This window comes from Actinopolymorpha pittospori, assembly GCF_014873875.1.
GTDB lineage: Bacteria > Actinomycetota > Actinomycetes > Propionibacteriales > Actinopolymorphaceae > Actinopolymorpha > Actinopolymorpha pittospori.
This window is the reverse complement of record NZ_JADBEM010000001.1, coordinates 8,555,495-8,571,250: the sequence shown is the minus strand read 5'-3', so window position 1 is coordinate 8,571,250 and position 15,756 is coordinate 8,555,495. Positions and strand designations below refer to the sequence as shown.

General features: G+C 70.4%; 13 protein-coding genes. 11 read left to right on the top strand and 2 right to left on the bottom strand.

Annotation, left to right across the window (positions count from 1 at the left end; translation table 11 throughout):
* Window positions 1-4: 4 nt before the first annotated feature.
* On the bottom strand, window positions 5-1,186 hold the full coding sequence (locus HEB94_RS39760) for a PQQ-dependent sugar dehydrogenase (protein ID WP_192754614.1): 1,182 nt from the start codon (window positions 1,184-1,186) through the stop codon (window positions 5-7).
* A gap of 538 nt (window positions 1,187-1,724) precedes the next feature.
* Here HEB94_RS39760 and HEB94_RS39755 point away from each other — a divergent pair.
* The 8 genes from HEB94_RS39755 to serA all read left to right on the top strand — a co-directional run bounded on the left by HEB94_RS39755 (window position 1,725) and on the right by serA (window position 12,215).
* Entirely contained in the window at window positions 1,725-2,663 is a 939-nt protein-coding gene (locus HEB94_RS39755; protein WP_192754613.1) for a 2-hydroxyacid dehydrogenase, read from the top strand.
* Window positions 2,664-2,783: 120 nt separating this feature from the next.
* Window positions 2,784-4,106, top strand: coding sequence for a glycosyltransferase 87 family protein (locus HEB94_RS39750; RefSeq protein ID WP_192754612.1), 1,323 nt, complete (start codon window positions 2,784-2,786; stop codon window positions 4,104-4,106).
* 123 nt (window positions 4,107-4,229) lie between these two features.
* On the top strand, window positions 4,230-5,906 hold the full coding sequence (gene ilvD, locus HEB94_RS39745) for a dihydroxy-acid dehydratase (RefSeq protein ID WP_192754611.1): 1,677 nt from the start codon (window positions 4,230-4,232) through the stop codon (window positions 5,904-5,906).
* A 21-nt stretch (window positions 5,907-5,927) separates the two neighbouring features.
* Complete coding sequence (locus HEB94_RS39740; protein WP_192754610.1) at window positions 5,928-6,554, top strand: pyridoxamine 5'-phosphate oxidase family protein; 627 nt, start codon at window positions 5,928-5,930, stop codon at window positions 6,552-6,554.
* Window positions 6,555-6,811: 257 nt separating this feature from the next.
* On the top strand, window positions 6,812-8,611 hold the full coding sequence (locus tag HEB94_RS39735) for an acetolactate synthase large subunit (protein WP_337918585.1): 1,800 nt from the start codon (window positions 6,812-6,814) through the stop codon (window positions 8,609-8,611).
* A 66-nt stretch (window positions 8,612-8,677) separates the two neighbouring features.
* A complete protein-coding gene (gene ilvN / locus HEB94_RS39730) occupies window positions 8,678-9,214 on the top strand; it encodes an acetolactate synthase small subunit (protein WP_192754608.1) in 537 nt (178 codons plus the stop codon).
* Between the two features lie 43 nt (window positions 9,215-9,257).
* Window positions 9,258-10,289 carry a ketol-acid reductoisomerase gene (gene ilvC, locus HEB94_RS39725; RefSeq protein ID WP_192754607.1) on the top strand — a complete coding sequence of 344 codons (1,032 nt, stop codon included), beginning with the start codon at window positions 9,258-9,260 and terminating at the stop codon, window positions 10,287-10,289.
* A 300-nt stretch (window positions 10,290-10,589) separates the two neighbouring features.
* Window positions 10,590-12,215 (top strand): phosphoglycerate dehydrogenase, encoded by a 1,626-nt coding sequence (gene serA / locus HEB94_RS39720; protein ID WP_337918248.1) that lies wholly within the window; start codon window positions 10,590-10,592, stop codon window positions 12,213-12,215.
* Between the two features lie 58 nt (window positions 12,216-12,273).
* Here the strand turns inward: serA and HEB94_RS39715 are convergent, their stop codons facing one another.
* On the bottom strand, window positions 12,274-12,840 hold the full coding sequence (locus tag HEB94_RS39715; protein ID WP_192754606.1) for an O-methyltransferase: 567 nt from the start codon (window positions 12,838-12,840) through the stop codon (window positions 12,274-12,276).
* A gap of 237 nt (window positions 12,841-13,077) precedes the next feature.
* Between HEB94_RS39715 and HEB94_RS39710 the strand changes: the two genes are divergently transcribed.
* The 3 genes from HEB94_RS39710 (at window position 13,078) to HEB94_RS39700 (ending at window position 15,582) form a co-directional block, all read left to right on the top strand.
* Complete coding sequence (locus HEB94_RS39710; RefSeq protein WP_192754605.1) at window positions 13,078-13,233, top strand: hypothetical protein; 156 nt, start codon at window positions 13,078-13,080, stop codon at window positions 13,231-13,233.
* Between the two features lie 43 nt (window positions 13,234-13,276).
* Window positions 13,277-14,332: a 3-isopropylmalate dehydrogenase gene (locus tag HEB94_RS39705; protein WP_192754604.1), complete on the top strand. Its 1,056-nt coding sequence runs from the start codon at window positions 13,277-13,279 to the stop codon at window positions 14,330-14,332.
* Window positions 14,333-14,493: 161 nt separating this feature from the next.
* Complete coding sequence (locus tag HEB94_RS39700; RefSeq protein ID WP_192754603.1) at window positions 14,494-15,582, top strand: branched-chain amino acid aminotransferase; 1,089 nt, start codon at window positions 14,494-14,496, stop codon at window positions 15,580-15,582.
* Window positions 15,583-15,756 lie beyond the last annotated feature (174 nt).

The window sequence follows — 15,756 nt, the reverse complement described above, 5'->3', positions numbered from 1 at the left end:
GGGGTCACCGACCGTCGGGGCCGCCCAGGGTGACCCGCAGGATGCGGTCGTCCCGGCCGCCAGGCGTTCCCCGGCCGTCGGTGTTGCTGGTCGTGAGCCACAGCGAACCGTCGGGTGCGGCGGCGACGGTGCGCAGCCGGCCGTAGTCGCCGGTGAAGAAGGCCTGGGGCGACCCCGACCGGTGACCGTCCTCGATCGGGATGCGCCAGAGCCGCTCCCCGCGCAGGCCGGCCATCCACAGGGAGCCACCGGCGTAGGCGAGTCCGGACGGTGAGGCGTCGTCGGTGCGCCACTGCGCGATGGGGTCGACGTAGCGCGGGTCACGGGCGATCCCCTCGGCCTCCGGCCAGCCGTAGTTGCCGCCCTTGCGGATCAGGTTGACCTCGTCCCAGGTGTCCTGGCCGAACTCGCTGGCCCACAGCCGTCCATCGGGATCGAACGCCAGGCCCTGCACGTTGCGGTGGCCGTAGCTCCACACGGCCGAGCCGGCGAACGGGTTGCCCGCGGCGGGTCGGCCCTCCGGCGTGATGCGCAGGATCTTGCCGCCCAGCGAGGTGCGGTCCTGGGACTCCTCGCCCTCGGTGGCGTCGCCGGTACCGACGTACAGCATGCCGTCGGGACCGAACACCATCCGGCCGCCGTTGTGGACCGCCTCGGACGGGATCCCCGAGAGCACGACCTCGGGCCGGCCGAGCCGGTTGTCGGTGTAACGCATCCGGACGATCCGGTTGTCGTCCGCGCCGGTGAAGGAGGCGTAGACGTACGGTTGCGACCGGAACGTCGGCGCCACCGCGAGACCGAGCAGGCCACCCTCGCCCCGGGCGCGGACTCCGGGCACCGTCCCCGCGTTGGTGGTCTGCCCGTCCGTGGCCACGTGCCGGACCCGACCGCTGTCGCGTTCGGCGATCAGGGCACTCCGGTCGGGGAGGAACGCCATGCCCCACGGCACGGCGAGGTCACCGGCGATGGTTCCGCTCACCCGCGGCGGACCCGACGGCGCGGAGCGCGGCGAGGGCGTCGAGGTGGCGGGGGAGGTCGACGCGGTGGGGGAGTCGGAGGCCTCGGTGGGCGAGGCGGACGCCGAACTCGGGCGCTCGGTCGGTTCTGTCGACGTGGTGGGGGTGTCCGTGCAGCCGGCTACGGCCAGCACAGCGACGGCGGCGAGGGTCACACCTGCGCGGCGCACCGAGTCTCCTTCCGGGGACCTCGTGGGACGTCATGGGAGCTCACGGGACCTCACTGGACCTCACGGGCAGGGCAACCGCCGCGGCGGGCCACCTCCGGCGATTCGAATCGGAGGCCGCGCCGCCCCAGTCGGTAGCTCCGCGGAGGCCCAGTCTTCCTGAGCAACGAACCGCGCGACAGTTTCTGCGTCGGTTTCGAGCCTCTCCCGCGGTTTCTGTGCCGGCCCCGCGCCGATCCCGCGTCGATCCGCGCCGGATCCGCCCCGTGCGCGCTGACGCGGTCCAGCAGCGCGCCGGCCCCGCACGGATGTCGCGTGCGGCGACCGTCGGGTCGCGGGGCGTCCTCCGCCGGTGGTGGCCGACATGCGGCGCGCGCCTTTCCAGGCGCCGCGACGATGTGGCACTCTCGCACCCGGTGACGGGGTGCTGTTCCGCCCCGGCCGCGGGCGCACGGGCCGCGAGGCCCCGCCGTCCGCCACATCGCGACCTGTCGAGAGCTGTCGCGAGCTGTCGACGTAACTGCCGAGGAGGACCCGAGTAGTGGGCGCAGCAGCGGGTGGGAACGCCGACCGGATCCGGCGGGTCTGGCTACCGGAGCCCCCGGAGGTCTACGACGGTCTGCCCGAAGGGCTGGCGATCGACGTGTACGACGGGCACGGCGAGCCGCCGGGCTCGATCGCGGAGGTGGAGTTCTACGTCCCGCCGTACATGGGTGCTGCCCACACCGTCGAGCTGGTCACGTCCATGCCGAGCCTGCGGGTCGTCCAGACCCTCACGGCGGGTGTCGAGAACGTCCAGCCCTTCGTCCGGCCTGGTGTCGCCCTCTGCAACGCGCGCGGCGTCCACGACGCGAGCACGGCGGAGTTGGGTGTCGGGCTCATCATCGCGTCCCTGCGCGGCTTCCCCGACTTCGTGCGCGCCCAGGAGACGCACCACTGGCTGCTCGGCCGGCGCTCGTCGCTCGCCGACAAGCGCGTCCTCATCGTCGGGTACGGCGCGATCGGACAGGCACTCGAACGCCGCCTGACCCCGTTCGAGTGCGAGGTCGTGAAGGTCAACCGCACACCTCGCGACGGCGCGCTCGGTATGGACCAGCTGCCCGACCTGCTGCCGACCGCCGACGTGGTGGTCCTGCTCATTCCGCTGACCGAGGAGACCCGCGGCCTGGTCGACGCGAAGTTCCTCGCGATGCTCAAGGACGGGGCGCTCGTGGTCAACATCGCGCGCGGGCCGGTCGTCGACACCGACGCGCTGCTGGCCGAGCTCGAGCGGGGCCGGCTGCTGGCGGCCCTCGACGTGACCGACCCCGAACCCCTGCCCGCCGGGCACCCCCTGTGGGACGCGCCGGGGCTGTTGCTGAGCCCGCACGTCGGTGGCAACACCTCGGCGTTCGTGCCGCGCGGTCGGGCACTGGTGAGCGCGCAGCTGCGTCGGTGGGTCGCGGGGGAGCCGCTCGAGAACACCGTCGTGGCGGGCTGATCGGGCTGAGCGGGCGGGTCCGGACGGGACCGTACCGACGCGGCGGCGGGTCCTGCTGGTCGGCGTCCACGCCGATCCGGTAGGAAGGTCCCGACGTTCGGACCGGCGGAGAGGGGTGGCGTGCGCACTCGTGCGGGCATCGTGGCGCAGCTGGCGCTACCCGTCGTCGCCCTGCTCGCGGTGCTGCCGTTCGCGCAGTCCTACGGAGTGTTCTGGCCGTGGGCGCCCAACACCGTCGACCTCGACGTGTACGTCTACACCGGTCACGTCCTGCTCGACGGCGGCGACATCCTCACCGCCCGGACGCCCGACACCTATCTCGCCTTCATCTACCCACCGGTGGCCGCGCTCCTGTCCGTCCCGTTGGTCTTCGTGCCGTTCACCCTGCTCCAGGTGGGGTGGACGGTGCTCAACGGTCTGGCGCTGTTGTTCGTCCTCCACCGCGCGGGGCTGCGCGGCTGGACCCTCTCGCTGGTCGCCACGGCGTGCGCGCTGCTCGTCGAGCCGGTCCGGGCGACCGTCAGCTTCGGACAGATCAACATCTTCCTGATGGCCCTGGTCGTCGCCGACCTGGTGCCGGGTCCCAGGCTGGTCGGCCCGCACCTGGTCAGGTGGTTGCGGCGCGGCCGGCCCGGCCCAGCCGACCGCCTCGCCGACCCCGCCGACCATCCGGTCGATGGTCGAGCCGACGCCGCCCGGACGGACCAGGCCGGTGCCCGACTGCTGCCCGCCGGTGTCCTCACCGGGATCGCGGCGGCGATCAAGGTGACCCCGGCGCTGTTCGTGGTCTACCTCCTGCTGGCCCGACGGTGGCGGGCCGCGCGCGCCGTCGTCCTCACCGCCGGCGTGATCACGGTCGGAACCGCGGTCTTCATGCCGCGCGAGACGTTCGGCTTCGCGCGGCTGCTGCTCTCCGGCGACACCCGCACCGGCCCGGCGCACTTCCTGATGAACCAGTCGATGCTCGGCACCGTCGTCCGGCTGTTCGGGTACGGCGGATGGCAGCACTACACCGGGATCGCCCTCGGCGCCGCGGCCGGACTCGCCGGCGCCTACGTCGCGGTCCTGTGGTTCCGCCGCGGCGAACCCCTGCTCGGGGTGTGCCTCACCGGGCTCGCGACGTTGCTGGCCTCGCCGCTGTCCTGGACGCACCACTTCGTCTGGATCGTGCCGCTCGGCGCCGGACTCTTCGTCGGCCGGCACCTGCCGCGCTCGGTCCGGGTCGTGGGCGGGGCGTTCGTCGTGTGGGTGGCCGCCGCGATCTTCAAGTACGTCCTGCCGTGGGGAGGCAACGTCGAACTCTCCTACGCACCCTGGCAGCAACTGCTCAGCGTGCTCGGTCCGCTGCTCGCGCTGGCCCTGCTGACGGTCGCCTGGGTCGTGGGTCGGGCGCCTTCCCGCGAGCCCGCGCGTCCGCCGCTGCCTGCCACCGCCGTACAGTGAGTGCGCGGCGACCCCGCCCGATCTTGTGGTCCACGGCGAAAGCGCCCTGCCCATCCGCAGCCCGCCCTCCCGTGCCGACCTGACGACGTACGAAGAATCCACGGCGAACGAGGAGCCGAACGCATGAGTACCGACATCAAGCCGCGCAGTCGGGAGGTCACCGACGGACTGGAGCGCGCCGCCGCCCGCGGCATGCTCCGCGCGGTGGGGATGGGTGACGACGACTGGGAGAAGCCGCAGATCGGTGTCGCCTCGTCCTGGAACGAGATCACCCCCTGCAACCTCTCTCTCGACCGGCTGGCCAAGGCCGCCAAGGACGGCGTGCACGCCGCCGGCGGCTACCCGCTGGAGTTCGGCACGATCTCGGTGTCCGACGGCATCTCGATGGGGCACGTCGGCATGCACTTCTCCCTCGTCTCGCGGGAGATCATCGCCGACTCGGTGGAGACCGTGGTCGAGGCCGAGCGGCTCGACGGCACGGTGCTGCTGGCGGGCTGCGACAAGAGCCTGCCCGGCATGCTGATGGCCGCCGCGCGACTCGACCTCGCCTCCGTCTTCGTCTACGCTGGCTCGATCCTCCCCGGCAAGGTCGACGGTCGGGACGTGACGATCATCGACGCCTTCGAGGCGGTCGGCGCCTGCGCCCGTGGCCTGATCACGCGTGAGCAGGTCGACGAGGTGGAGCGGGCGATCTGCCCAGGTGAGGGCGCCTGCGGCGGCATGTACACCGCCAACACGATGGCGAGTGCCGCCGAGGCTCTCGGCATGGCGCTGCCCGGGTCCGCCGCGCCGCCGGCCGTCGACCGGCGCCGGGACGGCATCGCCCGGCGTTCGGGTGAGGCGGTCGTCGGGATGCTGCGCAAGGGCCTGCGGGCGCGGCAGATCCTGACGAAGGAGGCGTTCGAGAACGCCATCGCCGTCGTGATGGCGCTCGGTGGCTCCACCAACGCCGTCCTGCACCTGCTCGCGATCGCCCGTGAGGCCGAGGTCGACCTCACCCTCGACGACTTCAACCGCATCGGTGACAAGGTCCCGCACCTCGGCGACCTCAAGCCGTTCGGCCGTTACGTCATGAGCGACGTCGACCGCGTGGGTGGGATCCCGGTCGTGATGAAGGCGCTGCTCGACGCGGGGCTCCTGCACGGCGACTGCATGACGGTGACCGGCAAGACCATGGCCGAGAACCTCGCCGACATCGCCCCGCCAGACCTCGACGGCACGATCATCCGCGCGATCAAGGACCCGATCCACCGCACCGGCGGGCTCACCATCCTGCGCGGCTCGCTCGCCGAGGACGGGGCGGTCGTGAAGAGCGCGGGTCTCGACGCCGCGGTCTTCGAGGGCCCTGCCCGGGTGTTCGAGCGGGAGCGTGGCGCCCTCGACGCCTTGGAGGACGGCACCATCCAGGCCGGCGACGTGGTCGTCATCCGCTACGAAGGTCCCAAGGGTGGGCCGGGCATGCGCGAGATGCTCGCGATCACCGGCGCGATCAAGGGCGCCGGCCTCGGCAAGGACGTCCTGCTCATGACCGACGGCCGCTTCTCCGGTGGCACCACAGGTCTGTGCGTGGGGCACATCGCGCCGGAGGCCTCCGACGGCGGCCCGATCGCGCTGATCCGCGACGGCGACGTCATCCGCCTCGACATGACCAACCGCTCGCTCGACCTGCTGGTCGACGACGAGGAGTTGGAGCGCCGCCGCACGGAGTGGCAGCCGCTGCCGCCGACCTTCACCCGCGGGGTGCTCGGGAAGTACGCCAAGCTCGTGACCTCGGCCGCCCACGGCGCGGTCTGCGGCTGAGCGGCCTTCGGTGAGCGGCTGATGGGCAAGGTCCACGAGCGCATCGACGGGCGCCTGCGGGCGTTCGTCGAGGCGCAGCACGTCTTCTTCGTGGCGACCGCACCGAGTGGCCCGGGCGGGAGCGTCAACGTCTCTCCCAAGGGCGTCGGCGGCACCTTCCTGGTGCTCGACGACCACACGGTCGCCTACGTGGACATCACCGCGAGCGGTGCGGAGACGATCGCGCACCTGCGGCAGAACGGCCGGGTGACGCTGATGTTCTGCGCGTTCGAGGGCCCGCCCAACGTCGTCCGCCTGCACGGGCAGGGCCGGGTGGTGTCGATGTACGACGAGGAGTTCGCGGGGCTCGCCGGGTTGTTCGGCGAGCTCCGGGGCGCCCGGGCGATCATCGTCGTCGACGTCACCCGGATCTCCGACTCCTGCGGTTACGGCGTGCCCCTCATGGACTACGTGGGCGAGCGCGACCTGCTGCCCGCCCACATGGACCGCAAGGGCGAGGAGGGGCGGGCGGACTACCGCCGGGCGAAGAACCAGCGCAGCATCGACGGCCTGCCCGCCTTCGATGACGACGATCGTGAAGTTTCCGGCACTTCCGACGATATATGGACGGCCCGTCCAGATCGCGAGATGACCGGTGGTTCGGCTTGACGTGAGGGTGGGTCGTCCGAGAACGTGCATGGGTGCGTCCGCAGATTCTCGTACCCCGACAGCGCGCCGGCTGAACCGCACCAGCGGTCGATGCCAGCGCGCACCCCTCGTTGCCCTCTCGGGCCGAGGGGTTTTTGTTTCCCCAGACAATCCGGATGACAAGGACGCGAGTGATCATGGCGCCGCCAGGAAGGGCGAGCAGGTGAGCGAGCGCAGCGAGCGACCCGACGGGTACGCCGTCAGGTCGCACATGTTGGATCAGCACAGGGTCTCGGGCAGCAGCGCGAGGCCACAGCGAAGCGAGGGTGCTCATGAGTGAGCAGATGACCGGGGCGCAGAGCCTGATCAAGTCGCTGGAGGCGGCCGGAGTCGACACCGTGTTCGGCATCCCCGGCGGGGCGATCCTCCCGGCGTACGACCCGCTCCTGGACTCGCGAAAGATCCGGCACGTACTCGTCCGGCACGAGCAGGGTGCCGGACACGCGGCCGAGGGCTACGCACTCGCGACCGGACGGCCGGGCGTGTGCATGGCGACGTCCGGACCCGGCGCGACCAACCTGGTGACGCCGATCGCGGACGCCTACATGGACTCGGTGCCGATGGTCGCCGTGACCGGTCAGGTCCCGGCGAGCGCGATCGGCACGGACGCCTTCCAGGAAGCCGACATCCGCGGCATCACGCTGCCGATCACCAAGCACAACTACCTGGTGACCGACCCGGCCGAGATCCCGCGCACGATCGCCGAGGCGTTCCACATCGCCTCCACCGGTCGGCCCGGCCCGGTCCTCGTCGACGTGTCCAAGGACGCGATGCAGTCGATGACGACCTTCTCCTGGCCCGGCTCCGTCGACCTGCCGGGCTACCGCCCGGTGACCAGGCCGCACGCCAAGCAGGTCCGGGAGGCGGCCCGGCTGATCAGCGAGTCGAGCCGGCCGGTTCTCTACGTCGGTGGCGGTGTGCTGCGGGCGCGGGCCGCCAAGGAACTCCGTGTCCTCGCCGAGATGACCGGCATCCCGGTGGTCACCACGCTGATGGCCCGCGGCGCCTTCCCCGACAGTCACCCGCTGCACCTCGGCATGCCCGGCATGCACGGCACGGTCGCGGCCGTCGGTGCGCTGCAGAAGTCCGACCTGCTGATCTGCCTGGGCGCGCGCTTCGACGATCGGGTGACCGGCAAGCTCGCGACGTTCGCGCCTCGCGCGAAGGTCGTCCACGCGGACATCGACCCGGCGGAGATCTCCAAGAACCGCGTCGCCGACGTCCCCATCGTGGGCGACTGCCGTGAGGTCATCGCCGACCTGGTGGTCGCGCTGCAGGCCGAGGCCGCGGCCGGCCGCAAGGGCGACTACGCCGGTTGGTGGCGGCTGCTGGAGGAGTGGCGCTCGCGGTACCCGCTCGGATACGACAAGCCCGACGACGGCTCGCTGTCCCCGCAGCACGTGATCGAGAAGATCGGCCAGGCCGGCGGGCCCGAGGCGTTGTACGTCGCGGGTGTGGGCCAGCACCAGATGTGGGCCGCGCACTTCATCTCCTACGAGAACCCCGGCACGTTCCTCAACTCCGGCGGCGCCGGCACGATGGGCTTCTCCGTGCCCGCGGCGATGGGTGCCAAGGTCGCCCAGCCCGACGCCACCGTGTGGGCGATCGACGGTGATGGTTGCTTCCAGATGACCAACCAGGAACTCGCCACCTGCGCGCTGGAGAACATCCCGATCAAGGTCGCGGTGATCAACAACTCCAGCCTCGGGATGATCCGGCAGTGGCAGACGCTGTTCTACAACGGGCGTTACTCCAACTCCGACCTGCACTCCACCCGCATCCCCGACTTCGCCAAGCTGGCGGAGGCGTACGGCTGCGTCGGACTGCGTTGTGAGCGGCCCGAGGACGTCGACGACGTGCTGGCGAAGGCGATGAGCGTCAACGACGTTCCTGTGGTGGTCGACTTCGTGGTCCACCGCGACGCGATGGTCTGGCCGATGGTCGCGGCCGGTACCAGCAACGACGACATCAAGATCGCGCGCGACCTGGCGCCGGCCTGGGACAACGACGACCTCTGACGGTTCCGTTCCGGTTCCGATTCAACGTGGTCGTTTCCGCCCAGGCGCTCGAAAGGACGAGACCCCATGTCCCGACACACTCTCTCCGTGCTGGTGGAGAACAAGCCCAGTGTCCTGGCCCGGATCGCCGGGCTCTTCTCGCGGCGCGGGTTCAACATCGACTCCCTCGCCGTCGGCGCCACTGAGCATCCGGAGATCTCCCGGATGACGATCGTCGTGAACGTCGAGGAGCTCCCGCTGGAGCAGGTCACCAAGCAGCTCAACAAACTCGTCAACGTCATCAAGATCGTCGAGCTGGAGCCCTCCTCCTCGGTGCAGCGGGAGCTGCTCCTGGTCAAGGTGAAGGCCGACGGACAGGCTCGCGGCAGTGTGCTGGAGACGGTGCAGCTGTTCCGTGCGAAGGTGGTCGACGTCGCCCCCGATACCGTGACGATCGAGGCCACCGGCAATCCCGAGAAGCTCGACGCGATGCTGCGTGTGCTCGAGCCGTTCGGGATCCGCGAGCTGGTGCAGTCAGGCATGGTCGCCGTTGGTCGCGGTAGCCGCTCGATCACCGACCGGACCCTGCGTTCGCTCGACCGGGTGAACGAGAAGTCCGCCTGAGCCGTACCGGCCTCATCACACACTGAATGCAGAAGGAGATGTTGTGGCAAAGCTGTTCTACGACGACGACGCCGACCTGGCGGTGATCCAGGGGCGCACCGTCGCCGTACTCGGATACGGAAGTCAGGGCCACGCCCACGCGCTGTCGCTGCGTGATTCTGGCGTCGACGTGCGCGTCGGCCTGCCCGAGGGCTCCAAGAGCCGGGCGAAGGCCGAGGCGGAGGGCCTGAAGGTCCTCACCCCCGCGGAGGCGGTGGCGGAGGCCAACCTCATCGTCGTCCTCGCGCCCGACCCGGCGCAGCGCAAGCTGTACGCCGAGGCGATCGAGCCGAACCTCGCCGAGGGAGACGCGCTCTTCTTCGGCCACGGCTTCAACATCCGCTTCGGCTACATCAAGCCGCCGGCCGGTGTGGACGTCGCGATGGTGGCTCCGAAGGGGCCGGGACACCTGGTCCGCCGCGAGTACAGCGAGGGGCGCGGCGTGCCCGTTCTCGTCGCGGTCGAGCAGGACGCGACCGGCAACGCCTGGCCGCTCACCCTGGCCTACGCCAAGGCCATCGGCGGTCTGCGTGCGGGCGGCATCCAGACGACGTTCACCGAGGAGACCGAGACCGACCTGTTCGGTGAGCAGACGGTGCTCTGCGGCGGCGTCTCCGCGCTGATCCAGGCGGGCTTCGAAACCCTGACGGACGCGGGCTACCAGCCCGAGGTCGCCTACTTCGAGTGCCTGCACGAGCTGAAGCTGATCGTCGACCTGATGTACGAGGGCGGCATCGCCAAGCAGCGCTGGTCGGTTTCGGACACGGCCGAGTACGGCGACTACGTGTCGGGCCCGCGGATCATCGACGACGCGGTGAAGGCGCACATGCGCGACGTCCTGAGCGACATCAAGGACGGCACCTTCGCGCAGCGCTTCATCAACGACCAGGACGCCGGTGGCCCGGAGTTCAAGCGGTTCCGCGAGGAGTCCGAGCAGCACCCGATCGAGAAGGTCGGCAAGGACCTGCGCGAGCTCATGGCGTGGGTGAAGAGCCACGACGACGACTACGTCGAGGGCACGGCCGCCCGCGGCTGAGCGTGGTGCGGGAAAGGCCCCTGACCGGTGTGACCGGGCGGGGGCCTTTCCGTTTCCCCCGCGGGCGCGTCCGTTTTCGTGAGGCCGATCATGATCACCGGTGGGGCCGGCGGTGGAAGGGGTCTGGCGGAGGTCATGATCGTGGACAAGCCCCGTGGAAATGGCGTCAAGTGAGCGTTCGGTAACAATCGTGCGCCCTCCTGCGCAGGGGTGCGTCGCGTGGCTATCCTGACGGCAGTGCCGGGCCCAAGGTCGTGCTCGGGCGGATTGCCCCGCCGCGACGCAGGAGGACTGCCGCCCGTGAACTCCCCTGTTCTGCCCGCAGTGCCCGGCGCTGCGCGCAAGCCCGTCGTCCTGATCGCCGAAGAGCTCTCCACCGCCACGGTCGAGGTGCTCGGCGGCGACTTCGAGATTCGCTACTGCGACGGCGCCGACCGTTCGGCGCTGCTGCCCGCGCTCGCCGACGTCGACGCCATCCTCGTCCGTAGCGCGACCAAGGTCGACGTCGAAGCCCTCGCCGCCGCGCCGCGGCTGAAGGTCGTCGCCCGTGCGGGTGTCGGCCTGGACAACGTCGACGTGAAGGCGGCCACCCAGGCCGGCGTGATGGTCGTCAACGCTCCGCAGTCCAACATCGTCTCGGCCGCCGAGCACGCCATCGCACTGCTGCTCGCGGTGGCGCGCCGGATCCCGGCGGCCGACGCCTCGCTGCGGGCGGGGGAGTGGAAGCGGAGCAGGTTCAGCGGCGTCGAACTCTTCGACAAGACCCTCGGTGTTCTCGGGTTGGGCCGGATCGGTGTGCTGGTGGCACAACGCCTGACCGCGTTCGGCATGAACGTCGTGGCCTACGACCCCTACGTCCAGCCCGGTCGGGCAGCCCAGATGGGTGTCCGACTGGTGCCGCTCGAGGAACTGCTCTCCGTCAGCGACGCGATGACCATCCACCTGCCCAAGACTCCCGAGACCATGGGGCTCATCGGCGAGGCCGAACTCGCGAAGGTCAAGCCGGGCGCGATCATCGTCAACGCCGCGCGGGGCGGTCTCATCGACGAGCACGCGCTCTACGTCGCGTTGAAGGAGCGCCGGCTCGCCGGTGCCGGCATCGACGTGTTCACGACCGAGCCCTGCACCGACTCCCCGCTGTTCGAACTCGACAACGTCGTGGTCACGCCTCACCTCGGGGCGAGCACCGAGGAGGCACAGGAGAAGGCCGGTGTCTCGGTCGCGCGTTCGGTCCGCCTCGCCCTCGCCGGCGACCTCGTACCCGACGCCGTCAACGTGCAGGGTGGCGTCATCGCCGAGGACGTCCGACCCGGCATTCCGCTCGCGGAGAAGCTCGGCCGCATCTTCACCGCGCTCGCCGGGGAGGTGGCTCTGCAGCTGGACGTCGAGGTACGCGGCGAGATCACCGACTACGACGTCAAGGTGCTCGAACTCGCTGCTCTCAAAGGCATCTTCGCCTCGGTCGTCGAGGAGCAGGTCTCCTATGTCAACGTGCCCTTGCTGGCGGCCGAACGCGGGCTCGAGGTCCGGTTGCGCACCGATCCGGACAGCCCCGACTTCCGCAACCTGGTCACGTTGCGAGGAACCCTCGCGAGCGGCCGGCAGGTCTCGGTCGGCGGCACGCTCGTCGGACCACGCCACATCGAGCGCCTGGTCGAGGTCGAGGGCTTCGACATCGAGATCGAGCTCACGGCACACATGGCGGTGCTGCAGTACGTCGACCGTCCGGGCGTCGTCGGCGTCGTGGGTCGGATCCTCGGTGCGGCGGGCGTCAACATCGCGGGGATGCAGGTCAGCCGGGACCGCAGAGGCGGCAAGGCGCTGGTGGCGATGACCGTCGACTCGGCCATCCCGCAGGCGGCGCTGGACGAGATCGTGCGGGAGATCTCCGCCGAAGACGTGCGCGCGATCAACCTGGACGACTGACTCGCGGGTCGCGGCGGGTGGTGGCGAGCGTCTCGGCCGACGCTCGCCCAGTGCGGCGTCAGCGCCGGGTGGCGATCAGCACGCTCGCGTCGACGGCCACCATCACCTCGACGGTGGTGAACCTCGGGTCGGTGAGCCACTGCTGGCGGGTCACGTCCACCCGGCCCTGATACATCGGCGGCCACGTCGCGCACGGCGTGAAGTCGTCCAGGACGACGAGCCCGCCCGGTTCGACGAGCGCCGCGGCGACGTCGGGTCCCGCCCGCTTCGCCTCCCGTACGTCGAGGAAGAGCAGTGAGAACGGCGCCTCGTGCGCGAGTTCCTTCCAGTCGGCCTCGAACACGCTGACGGCGTCGTCACCCGCGAACATCTCGCGGACGGCCTCGACGAGCCCGGCGTCGTGCTCCGCGGTGACCAGTCGGGCCTCGTCGCGCATCCCGCTGCGCAGCCAGGCCGAGCCGACACCGCAACCGGTGCCGGACTCGGCGAGGGTGCCGGTGCGCGTCGCGGCCAGGGTGGCGAGAAGCCAGCCGGTCTCGTTGCGGCACGACGACACGAATCCGCGCCGACGCGACAGTGCGTGGGCTCGGGTGACCACACCGGGAAGCTGGGGCGGAGCACTCATGCGGCCAGAGTGTGGCACACGTGTGCGCGGTCTCGGTATCCGAGAACCACTGACGCCTGGCGAGACAATTACTAGGAAGTCCTACTATTCTCGAGCGCGTGTCCTGGGTATGCATCCTTCGCCGCCGTGGCGGGTTCTGCTGACAACGGGCCGGCTCCCCGCCTCGGAGTTCGTGCTGCTGGTCCGCATCCCTCCTCGACGACCTCGAGGACCGTTACCGCGAAGGAGGAAATTCCCATGACAGAGGCCCAGCGACTGGCCTATCGAGCCGTGCAGGAAGCCCTGGACCGCCGGGACAACGGTGGTCGGAGCATCCTGCAGGTGGAGCCCACCGGTGGTTCGGACGCCCGCGACGCGGGGAAACCGACCGCCACCCGCAAGTCCGCATCGTAAGACCGATGTGTCGAGATGTGGACAGGACAAGTACGGTGACCCTATGGCGCAGAGCATCCGCCTCGCGGTGATCCCGGGCGACTTCATCGGTCCCGAGGTCACGGCTGAGGCACTGAAGGTCCTCGAGGCGGTCGCCCCGGCACACGACGTCAAGATCGAGCCGAACAGCTACGACCTGGGCGCGGAACGCTACCTCGCGACCGGCGAGGTGCTGCCCGACTCGGTGCTCGCCGAGCTACGCGACCACGACGTGATCCTTCTCGGAGCCGTCGGCGGCCGGCCGGGTGACCCCAACCTTCCCTCCGGAATCCTCGAGCGCGGCCTGCTGCTGCGGCTGCGCTTCGAGTTCGACCACTACGTCAACCTCCGCCCCTCGCGGAGCTTCCCTGGCGTTCCCACCCCACTCGCCAGCGACGCCCCGATCGACTTCGTCGTGGTTCGCGAGGGCACCGAGGGTCTCTACGTCGGCAACGGCGGCACGGTCCGCAAGGGCACCCCGCACGAGTTGGCCACCGAGGTCAGCATCAACACCGCCTTCGGCGTCGAGCGTGTGGTGCGCGACGCCTTCGCGCGGGCCAGGGCCCGCCGGGGCAAGCTGACCCTCGTGCACAAGACCAACGTGCTCGTGCACGCCGGTGGTGTCTGGGCGCGGGTCGTGGCCGAGGTGGCGCCGGAGTTCCCCGAGGTCGAGGTCGACTACCTCCACGTCGACGCCGCGACGATCTTCCTGGTGACCGAGCCCGAGCGGTTCGACGTGATCGTGACCGACAACCTGTTCGGCGACATCCTCACCGACCTGGCGGCCGCCGTGACCGGCGGCATCGGCCTCGCCGCGAGCGGCAACGTCAACCCCGACCGCACCGCTCCCTCGATGTTCGAGCCGGTGCACGGCTCGGCACCCGGCATCGCCGGCCAGGGCAAGGCCGACCCGACGGCAGCGATCCTGTCGGCGGCGTTGCTGCTGGAGCACCTCGGCGAGCCGGCCGCGGCCCGCCGGATCGAGGAGGCCGCGACGGCCGACATCGCCGCTCGCGCCGGGGCGCCGGCCCGGACGACCACCGAGATCGGCGACGCCATCGCCGCCCGAGTAACCGCGTAGGCTCCGACGCTTTCGCCTTCGGAGCCAGGCGCCGCCCGCCATCGTGCGGGCGGCGCCTTTCGTCTTGTTTGACCGATAGATCTCTCCACCCTCCGGACGGCCGGAGGTCCCGTGGGCTTCGCGCCACCGCGGGTTGACCAAGGATTGGGTACGGTGCAGCCATGACCGCAAGCCTCGAGTTCCGCAAGCAACTCAACGAGTCTCCTGTCCCGGCCGCGCGCCGGGCGGAGATCCTTGCCGACCCGGGGTTCGGAAAGTACTTCTCCGACCACATGGTGACCGTGACGTGGACGCCCGAGCAGGGGTGGCACGACGCGACCCTCAAGCCCTACGGCCCGCTCACGATCGACCCGGCCACCGCGGTGCTTCATTACGCGCAGGAGATCTTCGAGGGCCTCAAGGCATACCGCCGTGAGGACGGCTCGATCTGGACGTTCCGTCCGGAGGCCAACGCCGCCCGCTTCCAGCGTTCGGCGCACCGGATGGCCCTGCCCGAGCTTCCCGCGGAGGACTTCCTGACCGCGCTGGACACCTTGGTGAGCGTCGACCGTGACTGGGTGCCGGCCGGAGGCGAGACCAGCCTCTACGTCAGGCCGTTCATGTTCGCCTCCGAGGTCTTCCTCGGTGTGCGCGCGGCGCGGGAGGTGACCTTCTCCGTGATCGCCTCGCCGGCCGGTGCCTACTTCTCCAAGGGCGTCAAGCCGGTGTCGATCTGGCTGTCGCAGGAATACACCCGTGCGGCGGTGGGCGGCACCGGCGCGGCGAAGTGTGGCGGCAACTACGCCGGCAGCCTGCTCGCCCAGCAGGAGGCGAGTGAGCACGGCTGTGACCAGGTGGTCTTCCTGGACGCGGTCGAGCACCGCTGGGTCGAGGAACTCGGCGGGATGAACCTCTACTTCGTCTACGACGACGGCCAGATCGTCACTCCCGAGCTCGGCACGATCCTCGAGGGCATCACGCGCCACGCGGTCCAGGTCATCGCCAGCGACATGGGCCACAAGGTGGAGGAGCGCCGGATCAGCATCGACGAGTGGCGTGACAGCGCCCACAGCGGTCGGATCACGGAGGTCTTCGCGTGCGGAACCGCCGCGGTCCTCACGCCGGTCGGCTCGCTCCGCTCGCCCGAGGGCGAGGTGGTCATGGGTGACGGCGGTGCCGGCCCCGTCACCATGGCGATCCGCGAGAAGCTGCTCGACATCCAGTACGGCCGGGCCGAGGACGGCTACGGCTGGATGCACAAGGTCTGCTGAGCCCGCCGAGCGTTCCTCGGGGCGCCCCGAAACGAGGCTGGTCGCCACTCTGTGCGACACCCGGGGACTCTGCGTGCGCGTCTGTGGGAAGAGGGAGTAGCTTTTCCCGTGCGCAACGGGGGCTTCGGCGGCGCCGGAACACCCAAAGGTCGTCGCCGTCGCCGTCTGGTGATC

Bases quoted from the DNA above. Each gene is read 5' to 3' on its own strand.
- ilvD (WP_192754611.1), top strand. From the start codon at position 4,230: ATGAGTACCGACATCAAGCCGCGCAGTCGGGAGGTCACCGACGGACTG.
- ilvN (WP_192754608.1), top strand. From the start codon at position 8,678: ATGTCCCGACACACTCTCTCCGTGCTGGTGGAGAACAAGCCCAGTGTC.
- HEB94_RS39700 (WP_192754603.1), top strand. From the start codon at position 14,494: ATGACCGCAAGCCTCGAGTTCCGCAAGCAACTCAACGAGTCTCCTGTC.
- HEB94_RS39705 (WP_192754604.1), top strand. From the start codon at position 13,277: ATGGCGCAGAGCATCCGCCTCGCGGTGATCCCGGGCGACTTCATCGGT.
- HEB94_RS39710 (WP_192754605.1), top strand. From the start codon at position 13,078: ATGACAGAGGCCCAGCGACTGGCCTATCGAGCCGTGCAGGAAGCCCTG.
- HEB94_RS39740 (WP_192754610.1), top strand. From the start codon at position 5,928: ATGGGCAAGGTCCACGAGCGCATCGACGGGCGCCTGCGGGCGTTCGTC.
- HEB94_RS39715 (WP_192754606.1), bottom strand. From the start codon at position 12,840: ATGAGTGCTCCGCCCCAGCTTCCCGGTGTGGTCACCCGAGCCCACGCA.